This is a genomic window from Bifidobacterium sp. LH_558, from assembly GCF_056356295.1.
In genome coordinates, this window is the sequence record NZ_JBKETZ010000001.1 from 169,058 (window position 1) to 191,161 (window position 22,104).

At 58.9% G+C, this 22,104-nt stretch carries 24 protein-coding genes; 9 read left to right on the forward strand and 15 right to left on the reverse strand.

Annotated features, from left to right (window positions below; translation table 11 throughout):
• Nucleotides 1–50 precede the first annotated feature (50 nt).
• Genes AC1AV0_RS00790 through AC1AV0_RS00820 form a run of 7 tightly spaced genes read left to right on the forward strand, consistent with a single transcriptional unit; the run spans nt 51 to nt 7,113 of the window.
• Nucleotides 51–257: a hypothetical protein gene (locus AC1AV0_RS00790; protein ID WP_072724095.1), complete on the forward strand. Its 207-nt coding sequence runs from the start codon at nt 51–53 to the stop codon at nt 255–257.
• Between the two features lie 36 nt (nt 258–293).
• Entirely contained in the window at nt 294–1,112 is an 819-nt protein-coding gene (locus AC1AV0_RS00795; protein WP_072724093.1) for a VirB6/TrbL-like conjugal transfer protein, CD1112 family, read from the forward strand.
• A gap of 9 nt (nt 1,113–1,121) precedes the next feature.
• Nucleotides 1,122–1,493, forward strand: coding sequence for a PrgI family protein (locus AC1AV0_RS00800; RefSeq protein WP_072724092.1), 372 nt, complete (start codon nt 1,122–1,124; stop codon nt 1,491–1,493).
• Entirely contained in the window at nt 1,486–3,831 is a 2,346-nt protein-coding gene (locus AC1AV0_RS00805) for a VirB4-like conjugal transfer ATPase, CD1110 family (protein WP_094636093.1), read from the forward strand. The genes AC1AV0_RS00800 and AC1AV0_RS00805 overlap by 8 nt, the downstream gene beginning before the upstream one ends.
• Before the next feature lie 2 nt (nt 3,832–3,833).
• On the forward strand, nt 3,834–5,462 hold the full coding sequence (locus AC1AV0_RS00810; RefSeq protein ID WP_072724088.1) for a CHAP domain-containing protein: 1,629 nt from the start codon (nt 3,834–3,836) through the stop codon (nt 5,460–5,462).
• A gap of 17 nt (nt 5,463–5,479) precedes the next feature.
• Entirely contained in the window at nt 5,480–5,869 is a 390-nt protein-coding gene (locus tag AC1AV0_RS00815; protein ID WP_072724086.1) for a hypothetical protein, read from the forward strand.
• Entirely contained in the window at nt 5,866–7,113 is a 1,248-nt protein-coding gene (locus tag AC1AV0_RS00820) for a hypothetical protein (protein WP_143147946.1), read from the forward strand. The genes AC1AV0_RS00815 and AC1AV0_RS00820 overlap by 4 nt, the downstream gene beginning before the upstream one ends.
• A gap of 28 nt (nt 7,114–7,141) precedes the next feature.
• Here the strand turns inward: AC1AV0_RS00820 and AC1AV0_RS00825 are convergent, their stop codons facing one another.
• The 11 genes from AC1AV0_RS00825 to AC1AV0_RS00875 form a co-directional block, all read right to left on the reverse strand.
• Complete coding sequence (locus AC1AV0_RS00825) at nt 7,142–8,872, reverse strand: VirD4-like conjugal transfer protein, CD1115 family (protein ID WP_072724082.1); 1,731 nt, start codon at nt 8,870–8,872, stop codon at nt 7,142–7,144.
• On the reverse strand, nt 8,872–9,405 hold the full coding sequence (locus AC1AV0_RS00830) for a hypothetical protein (RefSeq protein WP_072724080.1): 534 nt from the start codon (nt 9,403–9,405) through the stop codon (nt 8,872–8,874). Before AC1AV0_RS00830 ends, AC1AV0_RS00825 begins: the two co-directional genes overlap by 1 nt.
• The gene (locus AC1AV0_RS00835) at nt 9,405–9,710 is read right to left on the reverse strand and encodes a hypothetical protein (RefSeq protein WP_072724078.1); all 306 of its coding nucleotides are present in this window, start codon (nt 9,708–9,710) and stop codon (nt 9,405–9,407) included. Before AC1AV0_RS00835 ends, AC1AV0_RS00830 begins: the two co-directional genes overlap by 1 nt.
• Nucleotides 9,707–9,976, reverse strand: coding sequence for a hypothetical protein (locus tag AC1AV0_RS00840; RefSeq protein WP_072724076.1), 270 nt, complete (start codon nt 9,974–9,976; stop codon nt 9,707–9,709). Before AC1AV0_RS00840 ends, AC1AV0_RS00835 begins: the two co-directional genes overlap by 4 nt.
• A gap of 1 nt (nt 9,977) precedes the next feature.
• A complete protein-coding gene (locus tag AC1AV0_RS00845) occupies nt 9,978–10,262 on the reverse strand; it encodes a hypothetical protein (RefSeq protein WP_072724074.1) in 285 nt (94 codons plus the stop codon).
• Between the two features lie 12 nt (nt 10,263–10,274).
• The gene (locus AC1AV0_RS00850; protein WP_072724072.1) at nt 10,275–11,432 is read right to left on the reverse strand and encodes a hypothetical protein; all 1,158 of its coding nucleotides are present in this window, start codon (nt 11,430–11,432) and stop codon (nt 10,275–10,277) included.
• A gap of 12 nt (nt 11,433–11,444) precedes the next feature.
• Nucleotides 11,445–12,347, reverse strand: a complete 903-nt coding sequence (locus tag AC1AV0_RS00855; protein WP_072724070.1) for a PcfB family protein — start codon at nt 12,345–12,347, stop codon at nt 11,445–11,447.
• Nucleotides 12,348–12,391: 44 nt separating this feature from the next.
• Nucleotides 12,392–13,828, reverse strand: coding sequence for a relaxase/mobilization nuclease domain-containing protein (locus AC1AV0_RS00860; RefSeq protein WP_072724068.1), 1,437 nt, complete (start codon nt 13,826–13,828; stop codon nt 12,392–12,394).
• On the reverse strand, nt 13,816–14,217 hold the full coding sequence (locus AC1AV0_RS00865) for a MobC family plasmid mobilization relaxosome protein (protein WP_072724066.1): 402 nt from the start codon (nt 14,215–14,217) through the stop codon (nt 13,816–13,818). Before AC1AV0_RS00865 ends, AC1AV0_RS00860 begins: the two co-directional genes overlap by 13 nt.
• Before the next feature lie 357 nt (nt 14,218–14,574).
• On the reverse strand, nt 14,575–16,728 hold the full coding sequence (locus tag AC1AV0_RS00870; protein WP_072724065.1) for a type IA DNA topoisomerase: 2,154 nt from the start codon (nt 16,726–16,728) through the stop codon (nt 14,575–14,577).
• Nucleotides 16,729–16,827: 99 nt separating this feature from the next.
• Nucleotides 16,828–17,970 (reverse strand): hypothetical protein, encoded by a 1,143-nt coding sequence (locus AC1AV0_RS00875; RefSeq protein WP_072724063.1) that lies wholly within the window; start codon nt 17,968–17,970, stop codon nt 16,828–16,830.
• A gap of 131 nt (nt 17,971–18,101) precedes the next feature.
• Here AC1AV0_RS00875 and AC1AV0_RS00880 point away from each other — a divergent pair, with 131 nt between their 5' ends.
• Together AC1AV0_RS00880 and AC1AV0_RS00885 are read left to right on the forward strand one after the other, a co-directional pair.
• Nucleotides 18,102–18,488: a hypothetical protein gene (locus tag AC1AV0_RS00880; protein ID WP_072724061.1), complete on the forward strand. Its 387-nt coding sequence runs from the start codon at nt 18,102–18,104 to the stop codon at nt 18,486–18,488.
• Between the two features lie 46 nt (nt 18,489–18,534).
• Nucleotides 18,535–18,900 carry a hypothetical protein gene (locus AC1AV0_RS00885; protein WP_143249262.1) on the forward strand — a complete coding sequence of 122 codons (366 nt, stop codon included), beginning with the start codon at nt 18,535–18,537 and terminating at the stop codon, nt 18,898–18,900.
• 277 nt (nt 18,901–19,177) lie between these two features.
• Here AC1AV0_RS00885 and AC1AV0_RS00890 read toward each other — a convergent pair whose 3' ends face one another.
• The 4 genes from AC1AV0_RS00890 to AC1AV0_RS00905 form a co-directional block, all read right to left on the reverse strand.
• Nucleotides 19,178–19,600, reverse strand: a complete 423-nt coding sequence (locus tag AC1AV0_RS00890; protein WP_072724057.1) for a hypothetical protein — start codon at nt 19,598–19,600, stop codon at nt 19,178–19,180.
• 57 nt (nt 19,601–19,657) lie between these two features.
• Nucleotides 19,658–20,245 (reverse strand): DUF4192 family protein, encoded by a 588-nt coding sequence (locus AC1AV0_RS00895; RefSeq protein ID WP_072724055.1) that lies wholly within the window; start codon nt 20,243–20,245, stop codon nt 19,658–19,660.
• 297 nt (nt 20,246–20,542) lie between these two features.
• Nucleotides 20,543–21,511 carry a nucleotidyl transferase AbiEii/AbiGii toxin family protein gene (locus AC1AV0_RS00900; RefSeq protein WP_072724053.1) on the reverse strand — a complete coding sequence of 323 codons (969 nt, stop codon included), beginning with the start codon at nt 21,509–21,511 and terminating at the stop codon, nt 20,543–20,545.
• Nucleotides 21,508–22,062 carry a type IV toxin-antitoxin system AbiEi family antitoxin domain-containing protein gene (locus AC1AV0_RS00905; RefSeq protein ID WP_072724051.1) on the reverse strand — a complete coding sequence of 185 codons (555 nt, stop codon included), beginning with the start codon at nt 22,060–22,062 and terminating at the stop codon, nt 21,508–21,510. Before AC1AV0_RS00905 ends, AC1AV0_RS00900 begins: the two co-directional genes overlap by 4 nt.
• Between the last annotated feature and the right edge of the window lie 42 nt (nt 22,063–22,104).

Here is a 22,104-nt window from a genome sequence, read left to right on the forward strand (position 1 = left end):
TATGAGGTTCGCGCATCGGGCGTGACCCTGATGATATGCAAGGAGTTGGGATGGATTTCCTTAACCAGGTGCTCGAATTGTTCGTGCGGTTCGTGCAGATCGGCGGTGGTCTGTGGCTTGTGTGGGGCGTGGTGTCGTTCGGCGGCGCGCTCAAGGACCAGAATGGTCCCGACATGAAATCCGGCATGTGGCAGATTGTCGGCGGCGGCCTGATTCTGGCCGCTGGCACTTTGTTCTCCAGCATCGCTCTTAGCTAGTAGGGCATCATTGTGCTTGAGGACTGGTGCGTCAACATGCTGAACATGATCGGCGGCGGTGGGCTGGGATCGAACGTGACCAATCTGCTCACCGCGTCGCCGGACTCATGGAATCCGACGCTGTATCAGTTGGCTTTGAGCGTGCATTCGGTGGTGGTCAAGCCGTTGACGAGCGTGATCCTCGCAATCATGTTCACTCTGGAGCTTTCTCGTAACTCGACCCGTATCGAGTCCGATCGCGAACTTGGAGTGAAGATCGTGGCCGGAACGTTGTTCAAGGTGGCATTGGTGCTTTTGGCCGCTCAAAACGCCGATCTGTTCCTCCGGGCCTTCAATTCGATTTCCAGCTGGCTTGTCACCGGCGTTTCGGACCAGATGAGCGCCGACACCACCGCGACCGGCAATGAGCTTGGCGATCAGATGCGTGACCAGATATCGGATGCGGGTGTCATGGGCCAGGCGGCGTTGCTGATTCTGCTGCTTATTCCGTTCCTGTTGTCGCAGTTGGCGAGTGTGATCGCGACCGTGGTCATGTACGTGCGCTTCATCGAGATCTACGCGCTGACGGCCTTCCAGTCGCTGCCGTTCGCATTGCTGATCCATGACGACACCAAACCAATCGCGATTGGTTATTTCAAGGCGTATGCGCGGACCTGCATTAATGCGGTCACGTTGTTGATCTGTCTGGCGATCTATCAGGCGATCGTTGCGGACGCTGTTGGTTTGTCCGCTGCGGAGGGAGACATGGTCGGTTGGGTGACCGGGCATTTCGCCCAACTGTTGATGGCTTCGGTGCTGTTGTTCTTCGTTATCCAGCTTTCCCAGCGTGTGAGCCGCGCGGTGGCCGGCGAGTGAGGAGGTTTTATGGCTTTGCAGATGAGGGTCTATAAGGAGATCCACGGGGTCGAGGCGAAGGTCCAGTGGGGCATGAGCTGGAGGCAGATGCTGGCCGGCGCGTTGATGCTCGTTGTTGGTGGCGGGGAGACGTTCGTGTTCTTCTGGCTCCTGCATCAGACGAATTTGGGCGCGGCCTTGTTGTTCGTGGTGTGCGCGCCTCTTGCGGCGTGGGGCTGGTGGAGGCCGAAAGGTCTGATGCCTGAAAAATACGCCGTCTATGTGCTGCGGCACAAGTTCGGGTCGAATCTGCTGTTTCGCGACGGTCCGGCCAGCCATCACTCATCGGCCAAACCATCAGTTAATGAGCACCAATCACAATCAAGGAGGCGACATGCGTAAGAAGGAAAAGTCAGAGAAAGAAGCATCCCGTCAGGGCGCGCCCAGGTCCGTCAAGGAGCTTGTGGCCTATGACGCGCTCCTGCCGGGCGGTCAGATGTATCTCGGCGGTGATGTCTGGAGTGTGTCGCTGCGTCTTGGCGATATCAATTACGCAATCGCGACGCAGGATCAGCAGTTGGATATCGTGGACCGTTGGGGTCAGATCCTTAATTCCGTGGGCAACGGGGTGAGCGTCGAGGAGACGATCATGACCCGCACGCTCGATCCCGAGCGGGTGAGCGCCCAGATCACGATGGCTCCGGCCGGTGACGGGCATGATGATTTGCGTGAGGATTTCAACCGCAACGTGCGCCGTCAGCTGTCCGGTTCGTCAAAGAGCACGGTGACGGACAAATACCTGACGTTCAGCCTGTCCAATTCCGATCACGAGCGGGCCATTAATTTGCTGAATCGTCAGGCGTTGTCCGTTCAATCGCAACTGCGCAGCCTGTATGGCTGCGAGGCTGTGAAGCTGAACCGTCGGGAACGGCTGCGCGTGCTGCATTCGCTGCTGCGCCGGGGCACCCGCTTCACGTTTGATGAGGATGATTTCGCCGCACGGCGGCATGCGAGCACGAAGGATTACGCGTGTCCGTGGGCGGTGGATATGCGGGACAAGCGTCGTCTGACCATTGATGACGGCGATGTGTCGATGCTGCATCAGGTGTTGTATGTGAGCGATTTTCCCGATTATCTGTCCGACCAGCTGATCGCGGATCTGACCGATATCAAGGCGGATATCACCGTGTCGGTGCATCTGACTCCCGAGGGCAAGGCCGAGGGGTTGAAGCTGGTGAACCGCAAGATCGCGGAGATGGAGATGCAGGCGGCCGACGAGCGGTCGAAGAATAGGAAAAGGCATCAGCCGGACGATTATCTGCCTCATGATTTGTCCGAGTCGATGGATGAGGCGGCCGAGATGCGCGACGATCTCAAACATCAGGGCGAGCGTCTGGTGTCCTCTTTGGTCGTGATCGATGTGTGCGCCGAGACCGAGGAGCGGTTGGATCGTCTGGTGCGTGATGTGATCGCCGTGATCGACGCGCAATCGTGCGTCGCGGACACGCTCACCTACATGCAGGGCGACGCTCTCAACGCGGTGCTGCCGCTCGGGGTCAACCCGCTGCCGATGCGGCGGACCCTGACGACGAGCGGCGCGGCCATCCTATTGCCGTTCACCACGCAGGAGCTGTTCCAGGCGGGTGGCGTGATGGCCGGCACGAACGCGCGGAGCGGCAATGCGGTCGTCTATGATCGCGCACAAAACATGAACGCCAACGGCTTCATCCTTGGCACGGCCGGTAGCGGCAAGAGCCAGGCGGCGAAGAACGAGATCACGCAGATCTTTCTGACCCGTCCCGACGATGATCTGGTCGTCATCGATCCCGAACACGAGTTCACTCCGTTGTGCATGCAGCTTGGCGGTGAGCGCATCGAAATAGGCGAGTCAAGCCCGTCCCATATCAACGCTTTGGACATCGAACTGCTGGACGATTCCGAGGGTGACCCGATCCGTTCCAAGTGCGCGGCCGCGTTGAACATGATCGGCGCGCTGATCGGCGGCGATGAGGGGATGGACAAGGTGGCCCGCGCGCTGATCGACCGATGCCTGATGACGCTGTACCGTGACCTGCGCGACGGCAAACGCCTCCTGATGCCGACCCTGGCCGACCTGCGCGACATGCTGGAGTCCCTGGACGAGGAACGCGCGCACGAGGCGGCCCAAGCGTTGGAGATCTACACCGCCGGAAGCCTCAACGCCTTCGCGCATCCCACGGATGTCGATGTGCGCAATCGCATGGTCGTCTACGACGTGTCCGGCCTGGGCGCGGAGTTGAAGACGTTCGGCATGATGGTCGTGTTGGATCAAGTCTGGAATCGTGTGGTGCGCAACCGCGCCCAGGGACGAAGGACATGGCTGTGGGTTGACGAGTTCCACATGCTGTTCTCGAATCCGTTCGCGGCCGACTACTTCCTGCGCCTGTACAAACGCGGTCGCAAATGGGGATTGGGCGTCACCGGCATCACGCAGAACATCGAGGAGTTGCTGCTGAACGACGAGGCGCGGCTGATGCTGTCCAACAGTTCGTTCCTGCTATTGATGAACCAGACCGCGACCGACGCGGCCGCCTTGTGCGAGCTGCTGAAGCTGTCCGATGAGCAGCGCGAGTTCTTCACCGGCGTCCAGCCCGGCCAGGGCATGCTCAAGTCCGCTGAATCATACATCCCGTTCGACGGGCGTATCGACACGTCCAGCAGGCTGTATCGCCTGTTCTCCACCAAGTTCGGCGAGGAATAAGAATGCGCAAAGCGAGACCGTTGTCCGAATACCACTCCCACGCCACCGCGAAGGAATTCCACACGAAGACACGTATTGCGAATTTCGCAGGCAGGGCGCGGCGCGTGTCCCTTGTGGCGGGGCGTGGCTTGGGCTTCGTCGGACACAAGGCCCTGAGCGGAGGCAAAGGGCTGGTGTCCATGTCGCGCGCCGAGGATGCCCGTCAGGGTGTTTCCGACGCCGACCAGGTGGATGCCGCGGCGGCGGATTTCGCCCAAAAACACGCGAAACCCGCCGTGACCCGACGAAAGACCAAGACGGGGAAGGCCACGCCGGCCAAGGCCGGCGACGCCCCCGCATCTTCGTCTTCGGGCGAGAAGGCTTCGAGCCGGATCAGGTTCAAAGGAACCGGTTCGGCATCGTCCACGCGTGTCCGGCCGACTGGCGGGCGCGCCGCCGCGCATATGGGCGGGCATGGTACGGTCCGGCGCGGCGGTCGCACGGCCGGTCGCACGGCCGGTCGCACGGCCGGTCGCACGGCCGGAAAGTCGGCCGCCAATGGCGGCCGCGCCGTGGCGCGGACCGCCGCCGCTGCGGCGCGGTATACGGCCGCTGCCGTCACCCAGGTCAAGGCTGCGATTGTAGCGGGCACCACGGCTATGGCGTCGCTGCCGATGCTTTTGATCGGCGGTGGGGTCGCGATCGTGGTCGTGGTGTTGGTGAGTCTGTTCATTCCGGCCGCCGGTTCCACCGAGACCGGTTGTGATGACGCGCGGGTGGAATCCTATCTGGCTTGGGCGCGCGAGACCGCCGAGGATGACACGCATGGCTATTCGCAGACCCATCGCACCGGACCGGATTACGATTGCTCCTCGTTCGTGTGGACGGCGTTGCGGGCGGCTGGGTTTGAGGTCGGAGATACGTTATTGCCGTTCTCGACGGCTTCGATGCGGGATCCCTTGCAGGCCGCCGGTTTCACGGCTGCCGATTGGGATGGTTCCGTGGCCGATCTGGAGGCAGGCGATATCGTCTCATCGTCCGGCCATGTGGAGTTCTACGCTGGCGATGGCGAGTGGATCGGCGCTCGGCATGACGAGACCGGCGGCATCACCGGCGCTCAGAGCGGCGACCAGACCGGTGACGAGATCGCGGTATACCAGTCGCAGCCCGACGGAATGACGACGCGATGGCGGCTCTCCACCTCCGGTTGTTCCGCCGGCATGAGCGTCGGCACGCTCTCCCCCGCGCTGCGGATGAAGACCGATCTGCTGGCAGATATGGAGGCCACCGGCACCGTCAGCGACACCCGGTATCCGTGGGGTCAATGCACTTGGTGGGTGGCGTCGCGGCGCGCCCAGATCGGCAATCCTATCCCCGGTTGGGGCAACGCGAAGGATTGGCGCGACCAGGCGAAAGCGGCCGGCATGAGCGTGGACAAGACCGCCAAGGTCGGTGATGTGATCGTGTTCCAGGCTGGAATACTCGGCGCTGACGGCTATTACGGGCATGTGGCCGTGGTGGAGAAGGTGAACTCGGACGGTTCCATCGAAATCAGCGAGTCGAACGCCGTCGGCCTGGGCGTGGTCTCCGTGCGCACGTTCACCAAGACGCAGCTTGACGCGGCGCTGTCGGGCATCGATTTCATCCATTAAGGAGCGAAGGAGCGGATATGAGGAGTCTGGGTTTGCGAGATCGCGTCATTCTGGCGTTCGCGATCGTGTTCGTGGCTGCGGTGTTGGTCGTGTCCGCCTGGCTGTCGGAAACCCGCACATGGCAATCTGATGGGAGCGCCGCAAGTGCGGGTGAGTCGTTGTCGGTGATGCCGTTGGATGAAGTGTGCTCGATCTTGGCCGTCGATGCGGTGGGATCGGCGTCGGCCGACGCGCAAGGCTATCTCGCTTCCGGCCATGACGGCCTGGATGCGACGTGTGTGGTCAAGAATGGTTCCGAGGCATGGTCTGTGTCGTTCGTGTGCGAGGATGGCGAATGGCGTTCGAAGGGCGTCGTTGAATTGGATGGTGCCGTGTCGTCTCCGTCCGGTGCGGAGGCGGAGCAGTGAGGTTGAATCCGAAACTCGATTCGACCGAACTGGCCGCGTTCTCGGCCGAATCCGACAATTGGGAATATCTGGGCCAGATCGCCGACCACCCGTCGGCATGGCCCGAACTGACGGCATGGGCGTTGAAGGCCCAGGAGGATCCGTTCGCCGCCGGACCTCCGCCCGAACCTCCCGAACAGCAGCAGCGGCGGCTGCTGCCGCGACGCCGGCACGAACCGTTGATCGCCGATGACGGAGATCAGCCCATCGAACCGTCCGAAGATTCGATTTCTGATGGACTGCCGACGGATCCGATCGAAGAGCTGCAGAACGTCTCCGAAGTTCCCGACATAGCCGTTTCCACCGCTGCGCATAGGATGCCGGTTCGTCTTATGGCGATTGTCCTGGTTTGCCTCATCGCCGTCGCGTCGATGGCCGTGGGAGGAGCGGCGCTGTATCGTCGCCACGCGATCGGCGTCGCCGTCGAGGATTGCGCTTCTGCTGTCGCGGATGCCGAAACCGCTCGTGAGGATTGGGAGCAGGCGGTTTCCGACGCGAAGGACGCGGCCGCGATTACCGCCGACATGGTGGCCGACCCGGATACGGTGGACGCTTTGGCCGAGGCGATGGACACCCAACCGGAAAAGACGGTGTGGCAGTGCGACGCCGATACCGTGTCAGACCTGACCGATACGGCCAGTCGCGCGGCGTCCGCCACCAAATCGACCGAGACGGCGGCGAAGCGGATCCGTAAGGCCGCCGACTCTGTGCTCGCCTCACAGCAGGCGAAGGAACTGGAGTCGGCCGAATCCGCTTTGTCCGCCGCGTTGGCGTCCGCACGCCAATTGCTTGCCGATAGCGACGGTAAAGTGGCCGATGGGTCGGTCAGAGACGATCTGTCGGACGCGATCGACGCCGCTGACGCCACGCTTGCCGATGCAAGCGATGCAACGGACCTCAAGGACGCCGAGGACAGCTTGGGAAAGGCCGTGGAGGCGGTGAACGCCTCCATCGCCAAGAAGAGCGAGGAGGACCGGCGAAAAGCCGAGGAAGAGGCCGCCGAAGCGGCGGACGCCGCGCAAGCGCAACAGTCCTACACTCCCAGCTACACACCCGCCTATACAGGCGGCGGAAATAGTGGTGGTGGCAGCGGCAGTGGAGCGTCCACAGGCGGCTCCAACAGCGGTGGTAGCAGCGGTGGTGGTAGCAGCGGATGGGAGGTGCCCGCGCCTTCGGATCCAGAACTGTTCCCCGACCACCTATGAGTAAGGCCCGCCATGAGCGGGCCTTAGCTCAGTGTTTTCCTGCGAGACGGTTTGGATCCGGATGGAGTTTGCGCGAGTAGAACGGCGGGACTCCTCGCAGCATGTACACGCACATGTCGGTGGGGATTCGGCCGAGTTCGTCGGGGTTGAGCAGCGCGCGTTCGTTTTTTCTGACGCTTTTGGTCCAGCTGCCCGAGCTGCCACGGCTTTCGCTGGTCTCGATCACGTCGATCGTCTCGTTGCCGAGACGTTTCGAAATGTATTCTGTGGTGGATTGTTCGTTGCCTCCGAGGAAGAGCTGCGAGTCGCAGTTTCCCTTGATGGTCTCCCAGTCGTCTTTGTACAGGGCTTTGCCTTGGCTGTCGTTCTGCAGGATGATGCTCGTGCTGATGCGTCTGGATCGGATGGTGGCGATGAGCCGGACGAAGTTGGGGATTTTGCCGATGTTGGCGAACTCGTCCAGCATAAGATGGACCTCGCGTTTCAGCACTCCCCCGTTGATGTCCGCTTTGCGCACCAGCGTCTCGAAGAGCGATTGGTAGAACATGGCGGCGAGGAAGCTGAACGTGGAATCCGTGTCGGACAGTTCCAGATAGATGATGCGCTTGCCTTCATCGAGCCGGTCAAGGTCGAAGCCGTCCGTTTCCAGGATGCGGCGCACGTTGCTGACCTGCATGGGTGCCAGGCGCACGCCGAGCGAGATGATGATGCTTTTCTTGGTCTCCCCCGCGCCCTGCAGAAAGGTCCTGTACTGGGTGCATGCGAAGCGGAGTCCGTCAAGCATGCGCCTCGTTTCGGCGTCGTAGTCGTCGGGGTTCAGCGCGGCGTTTTCGACCTCGATGGCGGCTTCGGCGAAGTAGGCGTCAACGATGAATTCCTTATCCTCGTCCTGTTCGCTGGCGTTCATGAGGCTGACCATATCGGTGACTTTGTTCAGGCTGCGGTTGTCGATCCTGCGCCCGTTAGGCCCGTCGCTTTCGCCTTCTTCGGTCCAGTAGACCCAATCGATGAGCGCGGTGAGCAGGGCTTTTTCGGCTTTTTCCCAAAAGTCGTCGGAGTTTTTCTGATTTCCGGTGGTGTTCGTGACGATGTTGTCAACCAGGCGGAGTATCGCCGGTTCCGGTTCACCCGGATCGAGGTAGCGCATCGGATTGAAGCCGTCGGACTGGTCCAAATGGATCAGATCGAGCGTGCTGACCTCGTATCCACGCGCGCGCATCCCTTCCTCGGTGTCGCGTTTGAGTTCGCCTTTGGGGTCCGTGCATGAGAAGTTCATGTCGGCGCATAGGATGTTCGGCTTGACGTAGTAGCGGGTTTTGCCGGATCCGGATGATCCGAGCAGCAGCACGTTGAGGTTGCGCATTGTTTTGCGCGTGTCGAGCGCGATCCTCTCGGTTTGGGTGAAGTGCAGGTTGGCGTCGGCCATCTCTGCCTCGAACGGCATGATGTCGGCTCTGTTGCCCCAACGGGCCGATCCGTGTTCCTCGCCGGCGCGCGTGTTGAGCTTCGAGGTGATGTGGTACATCCAGGCGAAGCAGCCGACGCCCACCATGCCTAGCCCCCATAGCATGTCGGTGCGGTCGAGACTGAGATGCAGGGGATTCATGAGGTCGAGCCAGAATCGGTCAGCGAGGTCTCCCCATTGCATGCCTGCGGTGAGGTCGGTGCGGATCTGCCAGGAGATCTTGTCTCCCAGCCAGAAGAGCAGCATCGCCGCGACGATCGCGCATAATGCGGCCCGTATTCGTTCCCTGGTCATCAGTGGTTCCTTTCCATCATCATGGCGTCCCTTGTCCGGCGGTCCCGCACCGCCGCGCGTGCGGTCTCCTCGCCGGATTGCTGGGCGTCTTCCTGTCGTGCCACACGGTTTTCCGCGCGCTGGCGGATGAGTTCGAGCACCTGGCGTTTCGATGCCATTCGTCTGCCGGTTTCAGCCGCCTGCGTTGCCGCCGCTGTCCGTTCCTCCTCTTCCGCTTGAGGAGGATATTGGGGTGCCGGTGGTTCGATTGGCATGGCTTCCGCCTTGTCCGGCAGCAGCCGGTCCTCTCCGATCACGCGGATCGGGTCGCGTGTGGTGTCGAGCATGCGGATTGGCAGCAGCCAGGTGAGGTCTCCTTGCGTGGCCGCCATCATGCCCGTGCCTCCGCACATCGCTGAGATGATTCGGCCGGCCGGCGTCGCCGGATCCACCACTGTGGAGTCGAGGCAGTCGGCTGCGCGGACCAGCTGCGCCTGGCGTCCGTCGGCTGCGGCCAGAATCGTCATGCCTTGCAGATCGGTGAGTCGGATCATCAGGCGGCTCCGTCGAGGGATGTGTGGGCGCAGGCGATGCGCACGGCCACGTAGTCGCCGTGCTTGTTGCTGCGCAGCACTCCGAACAGCACGAGCTTGTCGCCTTGACGCACTTGCGCCGCCATGAGGTAGCCCTTGACCATGCCGCGCGCTTCGGCTTTGACGGCGAGGCTGCCTTCGGCCTGCTGCGCGACGATCAGTGACATGTAGGCGACTTCGTTGCCGTCCTCGTAGGTCACGGTTCTGATGTCCCTGCTGAGAGTGCCCTTGACCCACACACCGGTCTCGATCGGACTTGCTGTCACGCCGGCACCTCCTTCCTTTCATCGATGGCGTTTGGACTGTGTGCAGCGCCGAAAACCGCGCCCAGCTCGAAAGCCCCTAGAAATTTCCAGATGTCCTCTTGGTCGCGGTTTGTCGTGCATATGAGCGTCGATGAGGTGTTTTTGGGAGAGAGCGCAATCTGGTATTCACCGGTCTCGATTCTGGATACGAGCAGTTCGCCGCCTATATGCTTGGACACGCGCGCGGCCCGACGCTTCAGGTCGGTCAGCGAGTGTTTTCCACCCATGTCACTTCACCGCCTTGTTCGCCGCTTCGAGCATCCTCTTGGCCGTTGTGAGACAGGTTTTTCTGCTTCCGACCGGTAGGTCGTCCAGGTCAGAGCCGTATTCCGCTTCCGCGTAGATTTTCGCGGCCGCTTCGATTTCAGTTTCGGTTGGTGCGGTGGTGCGGGCGGCGTAGTATGTCGCGCTGATCGCGGTCGTGGCGGACACGATGCCCGTCGCGAGCATCGCGCCCACGTTGTCCGCATACGTTCGTGCCTCATCGGCCGCGAGGCTTGTCTGCGTTTCCATGATGGTTTCTCCTTATCGTGTTTTGGTGTGGGTTTTCGAGGGATTGTCGCGTGTGGCGGATTGTCCTTCGACCCGCGCGTCCGCGCGTTGCTTGATGCCGTCGAGCACGCTTGCTTTGTCCTTGTGCGGTTCGGTCTCCGCCGGCGACTGCTGCTGTTGCGTCGTCGGCTGGGGATAGCCGTCCAGCGGATCGTATGGTTGCCCACCGAATGTTCTGGGAATACCGTCGCCTCTATATTCGCCTCGGTCGGAATTCAATTCCCAATCCAGCGGGTCAATGCTCCAGGGATCGTCTTGCGTATCGATGGCAGTGGCAGATGCCTGCAATGCCGGCTCCGATGATTGTTGTTCAGGCGTGGAGGATGTTGGCTGCTCCTGCTGCGGTGCTTCGTGCGTCGTTTCCGGTGTCGGCTCCGTTTTCTGCTGGTTGTTTTGCTTGGCGTGCGCGATGTATTCGTCCCGCTGAGCTTTGACGGCGCGGCATAGGGTCCAGGGGTCGTCGATGGTCAGCGTCTCGCGTTGTTCGCCAGCGCCGCGCCATAGGGTGACGGCTTCGCCCGGCTTGAAGCTCACGGTCACGGGCCTACCGTTGAGTTTGTCTTCCTTGGATGATCGGCCCATGAAACGGTCGATTTGCCATCCGCCCATGTCGATGCCGTTGACGAACGTGCCCTTCGGGATGCTCACGCGCATCATCTCCCATTCGCGTCCGTCCCTCGCGGTGCGGGTGAACGGATGCACGAAGCTGTTGGGGAAATTGACGCGGGGCCAGATCTCCCGTTTGGGTTTCTTCGAGGTGTCCTGGGAGAGTTGGAGCGAGTTGACTTTTTCCGCCGTCTGCGCGTCCCAATTGGCGTCGCTCCATGTCTGTTTGACGATGGTTTGCACGGCGAAGTTCATGCTTGTCACCGTCGCGAGGTCGGTCAATGTGTTGGATCGCATGATGCTGGCGTGGTAGCCGTTCTCGACCGGCGTGACCGCGCCCATCGCGACGAGCGCGCCCGCGTTGACGCTTGAGTAGAGACGCCACCGGTCCTCGCCCGGCACTTGTCCGATGATGACGGTCACCGTGTCTCCCGTCACGGTGTCGAAGGCCAGCGTCGTCGTGGGCACGTCGGCCAGTCCGGCTTCGGAGAGTTGGGCCGCCGTGATGTTGGGTGTCTGTTCCATGATGGTTTCTCCTTATCGTGTTTTGGCGTGGGTTTTCTTGGGCACGGAGGTCTTCTGGCCTTCGACGCGCTCCCTCGCGCGCTGTTTGATGGCCTTGATGGTCTCCGATTTGGTTTTCACATGCCGTGGCTTTTCCTCTGCCTGTTCGGGCGCGGGCATGTCACGGCTTGCGGTGTCGTGTTCCTGCGTCGGATGCATGTTGATGCGGCTCCAATCAAGTCCCGGCACGTATTCGTTGAAGTCGTTGAGCATTTCCGCCACGGCGTTGGAGCATTCCCTGGGATACGTGAATCGTTGGGTGGTTTCGCTGATCTGCTCCTGTTTGAATGGGCATCCGAGTTCCGTGAGGTTGGATGAGACGATTGTGGCGTCGCGATCCCATTCCACGGTCTCGAAGTCGAACGTTCCGTTGTCCGGACTGTCCGGATTGAACGGCACCTGCCCGTTGGGGATGGTGTACTGGGGACCCGTCGGAGTGTCCTCAAAAATTCCTAGGGGCGTGGACCGTTCGATCTCTTCCGCGTTTTGGTTGAGCAGGGCGACCACTTTATCGACCGCGTGCTTTACCTCGTCGGCGTCTTTGGCCGCGAAGTGCAGATACGTCTTGCCTGTCTCGCGGTCGCGTTCGATGTGGAACGCGACGCCGCTTTTCTTGAGCTGCTTGACGATGTTGCGGGATTCGTCCGCTTCGATCTCCACGACCTTGAGTGTGCCGCTGTCGCGTTGCAGGTCACGGAGGAAGGCGAAGCCTCCGCTGCGGCGTAGCTCCTCGATTTTGTCTTTGGCGGTCTTCGCGCAAAGGCCCAGCGAACGGAACAGCGTTGACGTGCCCCATTTGCCGAGTTCCATGACGGCTTTTGTGCCGTTTTCCGCGATGCGGATGACGTATTCCTGTGCTTGGTCTTCCACCGGCATGTATGCTCCTTTCTGTCGGTTCGGCGGACTTTTGTCCGCTACTTTTAGCTTCGTCCTCGATGCCGGTGTTTTTGGGCGGACATTTCCTGTTGTTTCCGCTGCTGCTCGTTGTCGCTGCGTCGCATGAGGCGTCGCAGCGCGATCGCGTTGCGCGCGGTTTCGGCGCTATGGGTCTCGATCTGCACGAGCTGGAGTTCGAGCTGTGTCGTGTCGTCGCCGTGGTCCCGCGCTTCCGCGATCGCGGCGATCAGCGCGCGCATCTGGATGCCGTCTGATTCGACTTGCGCGGAGAGTTTGTCATATGCCTGCTGTCGTGTGTCTCCGGCACGCAAGGTGCGGCTGATCGCACGCAGTTCGTCCAGGCTGGATTCGATTTGGTCGCATGCGATGGCTTGGGCGATGGCGCGTCTTCCCAAGCCTCTGAGGTCGGACGGGTCGAGACGCCGCCGCGCGTAGTCCTCGATGCGGAAACTGGGGCGCGCGAACCACTTGTAGAGGTCGTCGCATTCCACCGTCCGCTTGTATCCGCCTTCGGGGTCGGTAATCACTTGGCGTGTGTCTTCGGGGAGATACGCGCGCCAGGTGCGTCCGTCTCGCACGATGCGGTCGATGGGGATGGTCAGCAGCAGTTTGCGGTGCGATCCCGGCAACCAGACCCGCACTTTGCCGTCACCGCGTTTGGCGATCATGCTTTGGTCGAAGCCAATCACGTTGAATGTGTCCCTGCCGATTTTGCCCATAACGCCCAGCTCGTTGTATCCGATGCCTAACCGGATGTCTCGGATGCGACGGTTCGAGTCCGCGAGTATGTAAGTGAGGTGGCTGCCGCGAACGTTCACCTCGATGCCTTTCACGGCGAGTTCTCGTTTGAATTCATCGAACGTTCCAGCTGTTGCGCATGCACGGTCGATCATCACGCACAATGCGTCTTTAAAGCTTTCGCCTCTGGCGGTTAGCTGCACTTCCTCCATGCTTGGCTCGGCGCGTTCCTTTGTGGTCGCGGGAATGACGTTCAACCCGATTTCCGCGCATAGCTTGTCGCTGATTTCCCGCCATTGCTTGAGGGAGCCTTTTTGGACTCTGATGTTTTTGTGCGTGATGTTGTTGTTCGGACATAGCAGGATGTGGTTGTGCAAGTGGTCTTTGTCCACATGCGTCGCGATCACGTAGTCGTGCGCGCCGCCGCTCAGCTCCTCGATGAATCGGACGCCGAGGCTGTGCGCTTCGTCGGCGGTGATGGGATCGTTTGGATCAAAACTTTGGATGATGTGATGTGCCAACACCGCGTTCTCCCTTTTGGCTCCGCCTTTGGCACGGTCAAGCGCCATCAGAAACGCTTGCGCCATCGCGTCGGGATTTTTTACGCGCTCCCCTGTCGTCGTGCTCACTAGGCGGTAGTTTTCCGTCTTGGCGGGATTGGTGATGTATGCCATCGTTTTTTGCAGCGTGGTTTTGATTTGTTTGACTTTTACGTACGCCACGACAACTCCTCATTCCCGATACGCATGTCGCGTTCCATACGCTTGAGGCATCCCTTGATTTCCTCAAGCTCCGCCTGCAATTCGCGTAGGTCTGCGCTGTCCGCTTGGTTCTTGAGGTTGACCTTGTGTGCTATCTGATTGATGTTGTTGCCGATGCGTGAGATCTGGCTGGATAAATCCTTGGCACCGGGTGGTGCTGCGATCCATAGGCGTCGCGATGTTATGAGTCTTTGTCGGGCGAACTGCATCCAGCCGACCGTCGGCAGTCCCGTCGCCGCACGTTGTTGGTTCTCGATTTTTCGTGAGTCCTCAAGCCAGCGAAGCTCTTCGTCGGTGAATGTCACCGACCTGCGATGAGGACGGCTTCTGTTTCCTTTCCAAGATGCCATCTGTATGTCCTTTCGTTTGTATCGGGTGCGGGTGTCCCGCTCATGGCCGCGAGGCCGTGCCGGGCGACCCGTCAGGTCCGTCAGGTCGCGCAGGTGTACGTACACCTGCTATGCTCGCTACGACAAAACCTCCCCTCTGGGAGGGGTTTGAAATCCACGGTTTTTTCGTTGATTCGAGCAGCGATTAGGGTATGGGTTCGGTGTGGTTTTCGTCATGACCCTCCTGCATGTCCGTGTGATGGCCCGTTATGATTTTGCGTGCGTGCAATGCTGTTTTTGGGCGGACATTTTCACGGTTTTGGATATGAGAAAGGCCGGCGAAGGCCGGCCGAAATGTTGTTCCACGCGTCGCGGAGATCAGTCGAACTGCATGCGTACGCCGCGTTCCTCATCGATGACGAGCGTCGCGGCGAAGGCTTTGCCGGTTCGTTTGCTGACGAATCCTGACAGCTTCACCGCTTTTCCCGCGAGGAGTTTGCCGATGACGGAATCGGTAAGTTTCTTGCCGCTGAGTGTGGAGTAGATTTTGAATCCGCATCCGCCGGTCTGCTGCCATTGTCCGCTTTCGGTCTTCTCGCTTTTGTTGCTGGAGCATTGCCAGACACTGCCGGTTTTAATCACGTCTTCTCCGCATCGAGGGCATGCGCCGAGGCTCGCGCGGCGTGGTCCCGTGCTGATGGATTCGGTGCGCATCGAGGCTTGCACGTCGTGCGGTATCCTCGCGCACATGGCGCGAATTCCATCAAGGAAAACCGCTGATTGTATGCGGCCGTGCTCGATGTCGGAGAGCTGCGCTTCCATGCTGGCGGTGAGTTCGACGCTTTTGAGTTCCGGCGAAACCACATCGATGAGCAGGCGTCCCTCATCCGTCGATACAAGCTGCTTGCCTTTGCGCTGGAGGTACTGGTTTCGCACGAGTTTTTCGATGATTTCAGCCCTTGTCGCAGGCGTGCCGATGCCGCCGGAATGCGATGCGTCATCATCGAGCGCGGCCTTCATGTCCTTATCTGCGACGAAGCGGCTGGCGTGCTCCATCGCCGCCAGCAACGTAGCTTCGGTGTAGGGTTTCGGCGGCGCGCTGACGCCTTCCTCCAATGAGATCGCGTGCGCGCCCACCGGTATGCTCTGCCCTTCCATCAGGGATGATGGGATGGAGGGGGCGGCTTGTTCGTCGGTTTGCGGTCCGTCGATGAGACGCCATCCCGGATCCACCGGCATATCGCTCGATGCGGTCAGCAGGTGCTCGGTGATGTGGTCGAAGCATGCCGTGACGCTGGTGGTGTCGTGTGTGTATTCCGGCGAGCAGGCCGCCCACATGCGTTGCACGATACGGCATGCAACCAGTCGTTCATGCTCGCCCATCGATGCCAGGCTTGCCTGTGTGAGACGCTTGGTCGGTAGGATCGCGGTGTGGCCCGAGACCTTGTCGTCCGCGACGCATGCCGAGGGATTGAGCCTGTCTGTGTTCCGGTATTCCCGGACGGCTTCGGCGACCGTCACCGGCATCAGTTCATCCAACGATTCAGAGCGCGTCAGGGCCTCCAGTTCGGCGAGGTCGTCGTGCGTGATGTGGCATGAGTCGGTGCGTGGATAGGTGGTCAGCTTGGCGAGATACAGACGTTCCAACGCCTCCAGCGTCTGCGCCGCCGTCAGCCCGTGCAAGCGCGACATATCCTTTTGCAGGCCGGTCAGATCATAGAGGGTGGGTGCGTGGGTCTTCACTCGTTTGCGTTCCACTGACAGCATGTTGACCGATCGCCCTTGCGCTTCCGCGAGCAGGCTTTCGGCCTCGCTGCGGATGTTGATTTTGTCTTTGCTTCGCAGCTTCCATCCGCCCATGTCGATGGCGATTCGCCAGAACGGGGTCGGCTTGTGCTCGGCGATGGCGCGGTCCCGTTCCACCACCATCGCCAGTGTCGGCGTCTGCACGCGGCCCACCGATAGACGCCGGTGGTAGGCGATGGTGTTGGCGCGTGTGGCGTTCATGCCCACAAGCCAGTCGGCCTTCGCCCTGGCATCGGCTGCTGCCGCCAGACCGTTGTATTGGCTGCTGGGGAGCATGTTGTTCCATGCGTCGCGGATGGCTTGTTCTTCCAGGCTCGCGACCCATAGCCTTGATGATGGTTTGGCGGTCTGCGCGCGGTCGATGATGCGTCGGAATATCGCTTCGCCTTCGCGGTCGGGATCGCAGGCGTTGACGATTTCGGTGATGTCAGGGCGTCGGATGAGGTCGGCCAGGTCTCGGTATCTGCGGCTTGCGCCTTTGTCGGTGCTGACCTGCCAAAGCCATTGCTGCGGGTCGATGGGCAACTGTTCCATGCTCCATCGTTCCGCCGCCCACGGCATACCGTCGTATTGGTCAGGGGTGGCGAGTTCCACGAGATGCCCCTGCGCCCATGACACGATGACATCTCCGGCTTGTATATATCCGTCGGATGGTATTGGGCTGCTTTCCAGTGCCTGCGCGATTGCCACGGCGACTGATTTTTTCTCCGCGATGACGAGCCTCATTGGTTCCGTTCCTTTCAGTGATGGAGTACATTCCGTATCCATCCTCACGCCCAACTGACGGATTTTTGGGCGGACAATTAAAGGCTCGGAATCAATGTTTTAGAAGATAAACGGATCCAGTGGCCCGTCCAACAACGGGGTTTTCGGATGTGTCATTTCCCATTGCTGAATTAGATGCCGCCATACGCGAGCACGTGCGAACCTGTTTAAGGAGTTGCCATCTTTATCTGTTTTTAGCGGTAGTTGGAAGACAAGCACCCTGTTTTGTAGATCGAGAATGTCTTCCTCCTTGAGCTTGCTGATTGGATATGTCCACGCTTTGCCCAGCCGTGGATTCCACACTCCTAATAGTTCGATGTTTTTGTATTCGAGATGTTTGGAATGTAATCCCAACTGCCAATACATCAGCAGCTGCAAACGATGCTTTGCCGTGGGAGACCCTTTGCTGCATTTGAAATCCCATAAGCCGTTTTGCATCACGGTATCGCAGTCGCCGAAGGCAATGACTTCTGTGTATCCGCCGTGAAATGTGTTCATTCCTGTGAACGCTGACCCGTATCGATTCATGAATCGTTGGCTGCGTTCGATCATAGTTCGAATATTCCCGATTGTAATACTGTCCATCTCAGGCAGATGGTCCAAGGGGAAATAAGCGCCAATGCCTCTTCTGTATATGCAGTCGAACGATGCCAGATTCATCGCCGCCTTTATTGAGGTGTCATCCAATCCCGTGATTTGATCCAGATAGTCGGGTATTTTTTCGGATTCACGCGCCGCTATTCCTCCGACGGTCTCCGGCTTGAGGCCCAGTTTTTCAGCACTTTTCCTTGCCTTCTCTCCACCAATTATCGGTATTGAAAAGGCTTGCTCTTTCGATGTTCCTTGCATGTAGCGTGTGAGGTAGTCCACCGTAATTCCAACCAACGCGGGACTTCTGTTTTCGGCTTTGATGTCAGTCAGATCCTTTCCGTCCTCGAAAGACTCAACATCCATCTCTTTAAGTCGGAAGTACCCGCCGTACGGTTGCTTCACATATGGGACATAGGTGACGCCCATGTCCCGCACTCCATTGATTCGGTGCGTCACGGACAGTCCACCTGCCAAAAGTCCCCGCAAGGCTCCTTGGTCCAGTTGAGGCAGAATGTCCTCCACTTCTTCCACACGATAGATATACAGTGAGGTGTCGGGGTTATCGGACAATTCTGCATAGAACGCTGCATCGGAGTCGATTTCTTTTTCCATAACGTAGATCTCCTCATGTGGTAATCATCGTTGACTAGGTTCATTCTATATTCGCGCACATTGTCCGCCCAATCTAAAGAGTCATCGGACATATGGTGGATTTACCGATATTCGAATGAAAGGATTGGAAAATGGCGAAGCCGAGTGAACGTAACAGGGCGATGCGTGAGCTTGCCGATGAGTCTGTGGATGCCGAGATTGAGGCGTTGCGCGCCAAGCGTGATTCGTTGCGCGCGGTCGGTGTGAAGCTGGATGATCTGCGTTGGGCGATCGAGCAGTTTCGTGTCGCCGCTGATGACTTCATCGCAACGAGCGGTTCGACGCGGAGGTATTTGCAGGACACGTTGAAGATCGATAAACGTGAGATGAATATCGTGTGGCCTCCGACGGGAAAACGGAAGAATGAAGCCTCCGATGAGCCTCAGCCGCCGGCGGACCAGGTGGAGAGTCAGGATCACGGCCAGTCTGATTATTCCGTGTCTGGAGAGTCTGGTTTTGTTCCTGGCTATGCGGGATAATCACCGTGTGATGGTGTGACGGATTCCGATTGGAGGCGTGATAGCGATGCCTATTATTGGATTGATGCTGCTTGGCATAAGCCTGGTGTTTTGGCTGATCGGTTTGGCCGTGTCCGGTGTCAACGCGCTTGTGTTCGCGGTGACCCATCCGATTCGCGCCGTGGTCCGATTGGTCGCGACTTTGTGCATCGTCATCGCGACGATCGCGCTCATCGTCGTGGCGGTCTACGCGTACAATGTCTGGTTCGCCTCGACGCCTGACTGGCGGCTCGATGAGACGTTTTGGGTGGCCGTCGCCGCTTTGTTCGTCGGTGGTCTCGCCAATCGTGGCTTGATGGAACTGGATCTCGTGTTGGAGCGGCGCGCGTATGAGCGTCAGATGCGGCGGCTGAATTATTCCGATGCCGATTAACGGTCGTGGTGTGGTTTCCGTCGGTGCCGGGTATGGCGACATGCGCAAGTGTTTTCAGCTTGCGCATGCCAGGAGGAGGGGCATAATTTTCTGCCCCGACGACGCAGATCCGACGCGCCGAACTTGTTCGCGCGCGGCGGATTCGCCATACCCGGCACCGTTTGCAAAAGTGCTTTGCTCCGTGTTCGGCGCGGCCTCCGTCGCCGCGCCGGACACGGTCCGTGTGGTGGTTTCGTCCGCCGCGCCCTATGGGCGCGACGGTGACGGAAGGTGGTCGTCACAGCGGCGGCAGTTCGTCGTAGCTGTGTTCCACGAGGTCATGAAAGCGGTCGAGTTCGGTTTTCGGTAGGATGGTTTTCCTTGTCGAATCGTTTTGTTTTTCATGCCACATGATTTCCAAGGCCTCCCACTCGCTTGTGCGCACGGAACTCATGCTGATTTTCGCGTCCACGCATAGCAGAGCTTTGTAGAAGCTCTTCGGGTTTTCGTCGAGCATCGTTTTAATCATGTTGATGTATGGCTGTATTAGATTGACTTCCACGCTGGCTTCCATCATTTCTTCGATTGGTTTGCTCAGACAGTCTTTGTAGTGTTTTTTCGGCACTCTGGTTTGCTGGTAGGCGTAGGTCATATCCTCCATCGCTCCGGCCATCTTCTCGATGGTCTGCGTGCGGAAGTCATCGAAATAGTGCTTGCTCATTGTTGCTCCTTGATGGTTGTGGGGCCGGCCCTCCGTGGGAGGGCCGGCGGTTGGTGGTTAGAGGTACATCGGTCGGATGTTGCCTTCGACGGCGAAGAACACGATGCTCGCTAGGGCGCATTCGGGGTCTACGCTGAGGGCGGCCAAGGCTCCAGCCGAGGCCGCTTGCGTGTGTCCTTGTATCCATGACAGGTAGGCTCGTGAGGCTATCGGTTGCGCGGACCATTGTTCTCCGGCGTAGTCGGCGGCGAAGCGTGAGAGTTGGGAGCTTGCTCGTTCCACACGGGGTGTGTCCAGTCGGTAGTCCGCGGATTCGAAAGCCTCTTCGAGTGTTTTGGTGATGAGCGCCACCGTTTGTTTTCTGTGTTGGCGGGTGGCGATGTCGAGCAGTTGCGTCGGGGTGAATCGTTTGAGGGATGAGAGGATTATCGCGTCCCGGAATGGGAGGGAATGGGCCATGAGCATGACGGTCAGGGTCGATGTGTGGTCATCGAGCGGATGGCCGGTTTCCAGTGTTCTCGCCCATTGCGTGAGGACTGGGTGCATCCATTCGCGGTCGGTTTTCCTGATGCCGTTTTCACGGCATTCTCTGCGGTATTCGATGGTGAGGGTGTCGATATCGGGGCTGGTTCTTCTGGTGTCCATGAGATTTCCTTTCTTGTCTCGGTTTTTCGGACACCACCCGCCTGCCATGTCGTAGCGAAGGCGACGAAGGCGTGGATCGCGACGCTGCGATCGGAATGGAGATGGCATCATTCATGCCATCGGAATGGAGAGCGGGAGCGGCGTGAGACACGGCGAGGAACCGTAGCGGAGACGTGGCATGCTGGTGGTGCCCGAGACAGTGCCCTTGTGCTTCGGCCCGTCCCGCGCGAGCTTGCGAGCGGCAAAAGAAGAGGCCATGCGCGAAGCGCATGACCTGAGGGCCGGCGGAAATGTCAATCAGATTCCTCGGTTACGGTTCTTCCGTACTTGGTCTGACGTGTGTGATTGCTCATCGATTCTGTTTTGAGCACGAGATTTTATCTGTGCCAGTATGGTTTTCTTCTGACTGACTTCTGGTTTCCATGGAGTCCTCCGACTTGCCTCGCATATCTCTTTTTCCGCTCGTTCCGTGATATGAGTGAAGGTTTCGTCATCGCCCCCTTCCTGATTGCGGAAGAGCTGCTGTAGCGTGGACTTATTGGGGATGTCATACGGTTGTTTGATTTCGCGTATTTCCATTTCGAACGCCAGCAGGGATCGGTATAGTTCAAGATTTCCCTCGCCGTCTAGGACGGGGAATAAGCGAACCATGTCGGTAAGATCGCTCGGCCGAGGATCTTTGGATGAGTACAACGCTGCGGTCTTCTGTGCCAATTGTGCTTCAACATCCAATAGCCTGGCTCCTGCCGGTTCTTCGAATCCCAGGTACTTCATCAAAGCTACGGAGTCGTCGGAGATACGGTAGGACGATGATGACCGTTCGTAGCCTTGAGCAGGGGTGATGTCCAACGGAAGAGTAGAGAACGACTTCCCTAGATAACGAAGTTTGATGTTCTTATAGATCACGTTGGGACGACCTGGATCACGCTCGTTTTTTTGCGTTTCTCCTTTGCCCCGGTCTTCCAGGGAACCGTCAAAGCCATTGGTTCCTTTTGCCAATCGAGCACGAAATTCGGTCTCCCATTCCAAGTAGCTGTCACCGAAGACCAGATCGAGATCCTTCGACATTCGAGAATCCTCCAGGGGGAAACGCAGGCCTAACGCATTGCCTCCCTTGATGACGGTTCCTTCGGGCACGAGCTGCGAGACGATAATGACGGCGATCATCTTTTGAAGTCGTGCAAAAGGAATCCCCGTCTTATTCGCATGATGGTTGAGTTTGGCCGTGATGCCTCCGGAACTTGGCAGTTTCTTTTCCTGGTTCATACGATCACACCTTTCTTAAGCACGTCTCGTAACATGTCTGCCTGTATCGGTGACAGCAGATTACGCTGTTCCGCTTCATCGACGGCCTCTAAACGGTAATCCAGACGCGTGTCTTTTGCTTCCAAAAACGCATCAGAAAGGTTCTGCAATCTGATTCCTCGAATGACATCCACATTCCTCGACTGTCTACGATCATGGATGACGCGTAGCCATCCCGGTAATTTGCGCGATATATGGTGCGGCGTGCGCACTGTCGTCCATCGCGGATTGGCATTCGCAAGATTATAGAAATCAAGTACCGATGATCCGGACAAATATGACTCGTCTCCCGTCATCGCCAGCGCGGCTGCATACGACGCATCCCGAGGATCGACGCCGTCGGCATCATAAACCATGTATACGCCGCCGCCCTGTTTGCCAATGATGTCATCATTGCGACGCGCGAACTGCCGTAAGGCCGATTCGGAATAGCCTAAAGCCTTAATATCTTTTACTGTCACGATACCGTTATTTTTCTTAGCGACATCTAATACAGCATTTTCCATCTTCATACCTCTATTTTGTCACGTTTTGGTACATTTTTCAATCTGTTC

What these genes read in the sequence shown, in the direction of transcription:
- AC1AV0_RS00790 (WP_072724095.1), top strand. Translation starts at nt 51, where the DNA reads ATGGATTTCCTTAACCAGGTGCTCGAATTGTTCGTGCGGTTCGTGCAG.
- AC1AV0_RS00795 (WP_072724093.1), top strand. Translation starts at nt 294, where the DNA reads ATGCTGAACATGATCGGCGGCGGTGGGCTGGGATCGAACGTGACCAAT.
- AC1AV0_RS00800 (WP_072724092.1), top strand. Translation starts at nt 1,122, where the DNA reads ATGGCTTTGCAGATGAGGGTCTATAAGGAGATCCACGGGGTCGAGGCG.
- AC1AV0_RS00805 (WP_094636093.1), top strand. Translation starts at nt 1,486, where the DNA reads ATGCGTAAGAAGGAAAAGTCAGAGAAAGAAGCATCCCGTCAGGGCGCG.
- AC1AV0_RS00810 (WP_072724088.1), top strand. Translation starts at nt 3,834, where the DNA reads ATGCGCAAAGCGAGACCGTTGTCCGAATACCACTCCCACGCCACCGCG.
- AC1AV0_RS00815 (WP_072724086.1), top strand. Translation starts at nt 5,480, where the DNA reads ATGAGGAGTCTGGGTTTGCGAGATCGCGTCATTCTGGCGTTCGCGATC.
- AC1AV0_RS00825 (WP_072724082.1), bottom strand. Translation starts at nt 8,872, where the DNA reads ATGACCAGGGAACGAATACGGGCCGCATTATGCGCGATCGTCGCGGCG.
- AC1AV0_RS00830 (WP_072724080.1), bottom strand. Translation starts at nt 9,405, where the DNA reads ATGATCCGACTCACCGATCTGCAAGGCATGACGATTCTGGCCGCAGCC.
- AC1AV0_RS00840 (WP_072724076.1), bottom strand. Translation starts at nt 9,976, where the DNA reads ATGGGTGGAAAACACTCGCTGACCGACCTGAAGCGTCGGGCCGCGCGC.
- AC1AV0_RS00845 (WP_072724074.1), bottom strand. Translation starts at nt 10,262, where the DNA reads ATGGAAACGCAGACAAGCCTCGCGGCCGATGAGGCACGAACGTATGCG.
- AC1AV0_RS00850 (WP_072724072.1), bottom strand. Translation starts at nt 11,432, where the DNA reads ATGGAACAGACACCCAACATCACGGCGGCCCAACTCTCCGAAGCCGGA.
- AC1AV0_RS00855 (WP_072724070.1), bottom strand. Translation starts at nt 12,347, where the DNA reads ATGCCGGTGGAAGACCAAGCACAGGAATACGTCATCCGCATCGCGGAA.
- AC1AV0_RS00865 (WP_072724066.1), bottom strand. Translation starts at nt 14,217, where the DNA reads ATGGCATCTTGGAAAGGAAACAGAAGCCGTCCTCATCGCAGGTCGGTG.
- AC1AV0_RS00870 (WP_072724065.1), bottom strand. Translation starts at nt 16,728, where the DNA reads ATGAGGCTCGTCATCGCGGAGAAAAAATCAGTCGCCGTGGCAATCGCG.
- AC1AV0_RS00875 (WP_072724063.1), bottom strand. Translation starts at nt 17,970, where the DNA reads ATGGAAAAAGAAATCGACTCCGATGCAGCGTTCTATGCAGAATTGTCC.
- AC1AV0_RS00880 (WP_072724061.1), top strand. Translation starts at nt 18,102, where the DNA reads ATGGCGAAGCCGAGTGAACGTAACAGGGCGATGCGTGAGCTTGCCGAT.
- AC1AV0_RS00885 (WP_143249262.1), top strand. Translation starts at nt 18,535, where the DNA reads ATGCCTATTATTGGATTGATGCTGCTTGGCATAAGCCTGGTGTTTTGG.
- AC1AV0_RS00890 (WP_072724057.1), bottom strand. Translation starts at nt 19,600, where the DNA reads ATGAGCAAGCACTATTTCGATGACTTCCGCACGCAGACCATCGAGAAG.
- AC1AV0_RS00895 (WP_072724055.1), bottom strand. Translation starts at nt 20,245, where the DNA reads ATGGACACCAGAAGAACCAGCCCCGATATCGACACCCTCACCATCGAA.
- AC1AV0_RS00900 (WP_072724053.1), bottom strand. Translation starts at nt 21,511, where the DNA reads ATGAACCAGGAAAAGAAACTGCCAAGTTCCGGAGGCATCACGGCCAAA.
- AC1AV0_RS00905 (WP_072724051.1), bottom strand. Translation starts at nt 22,062, where the DNA reads ATGAAGATGGAAAATGCTGTATTAGATGTCGCTAAGAAAAATAACGGT.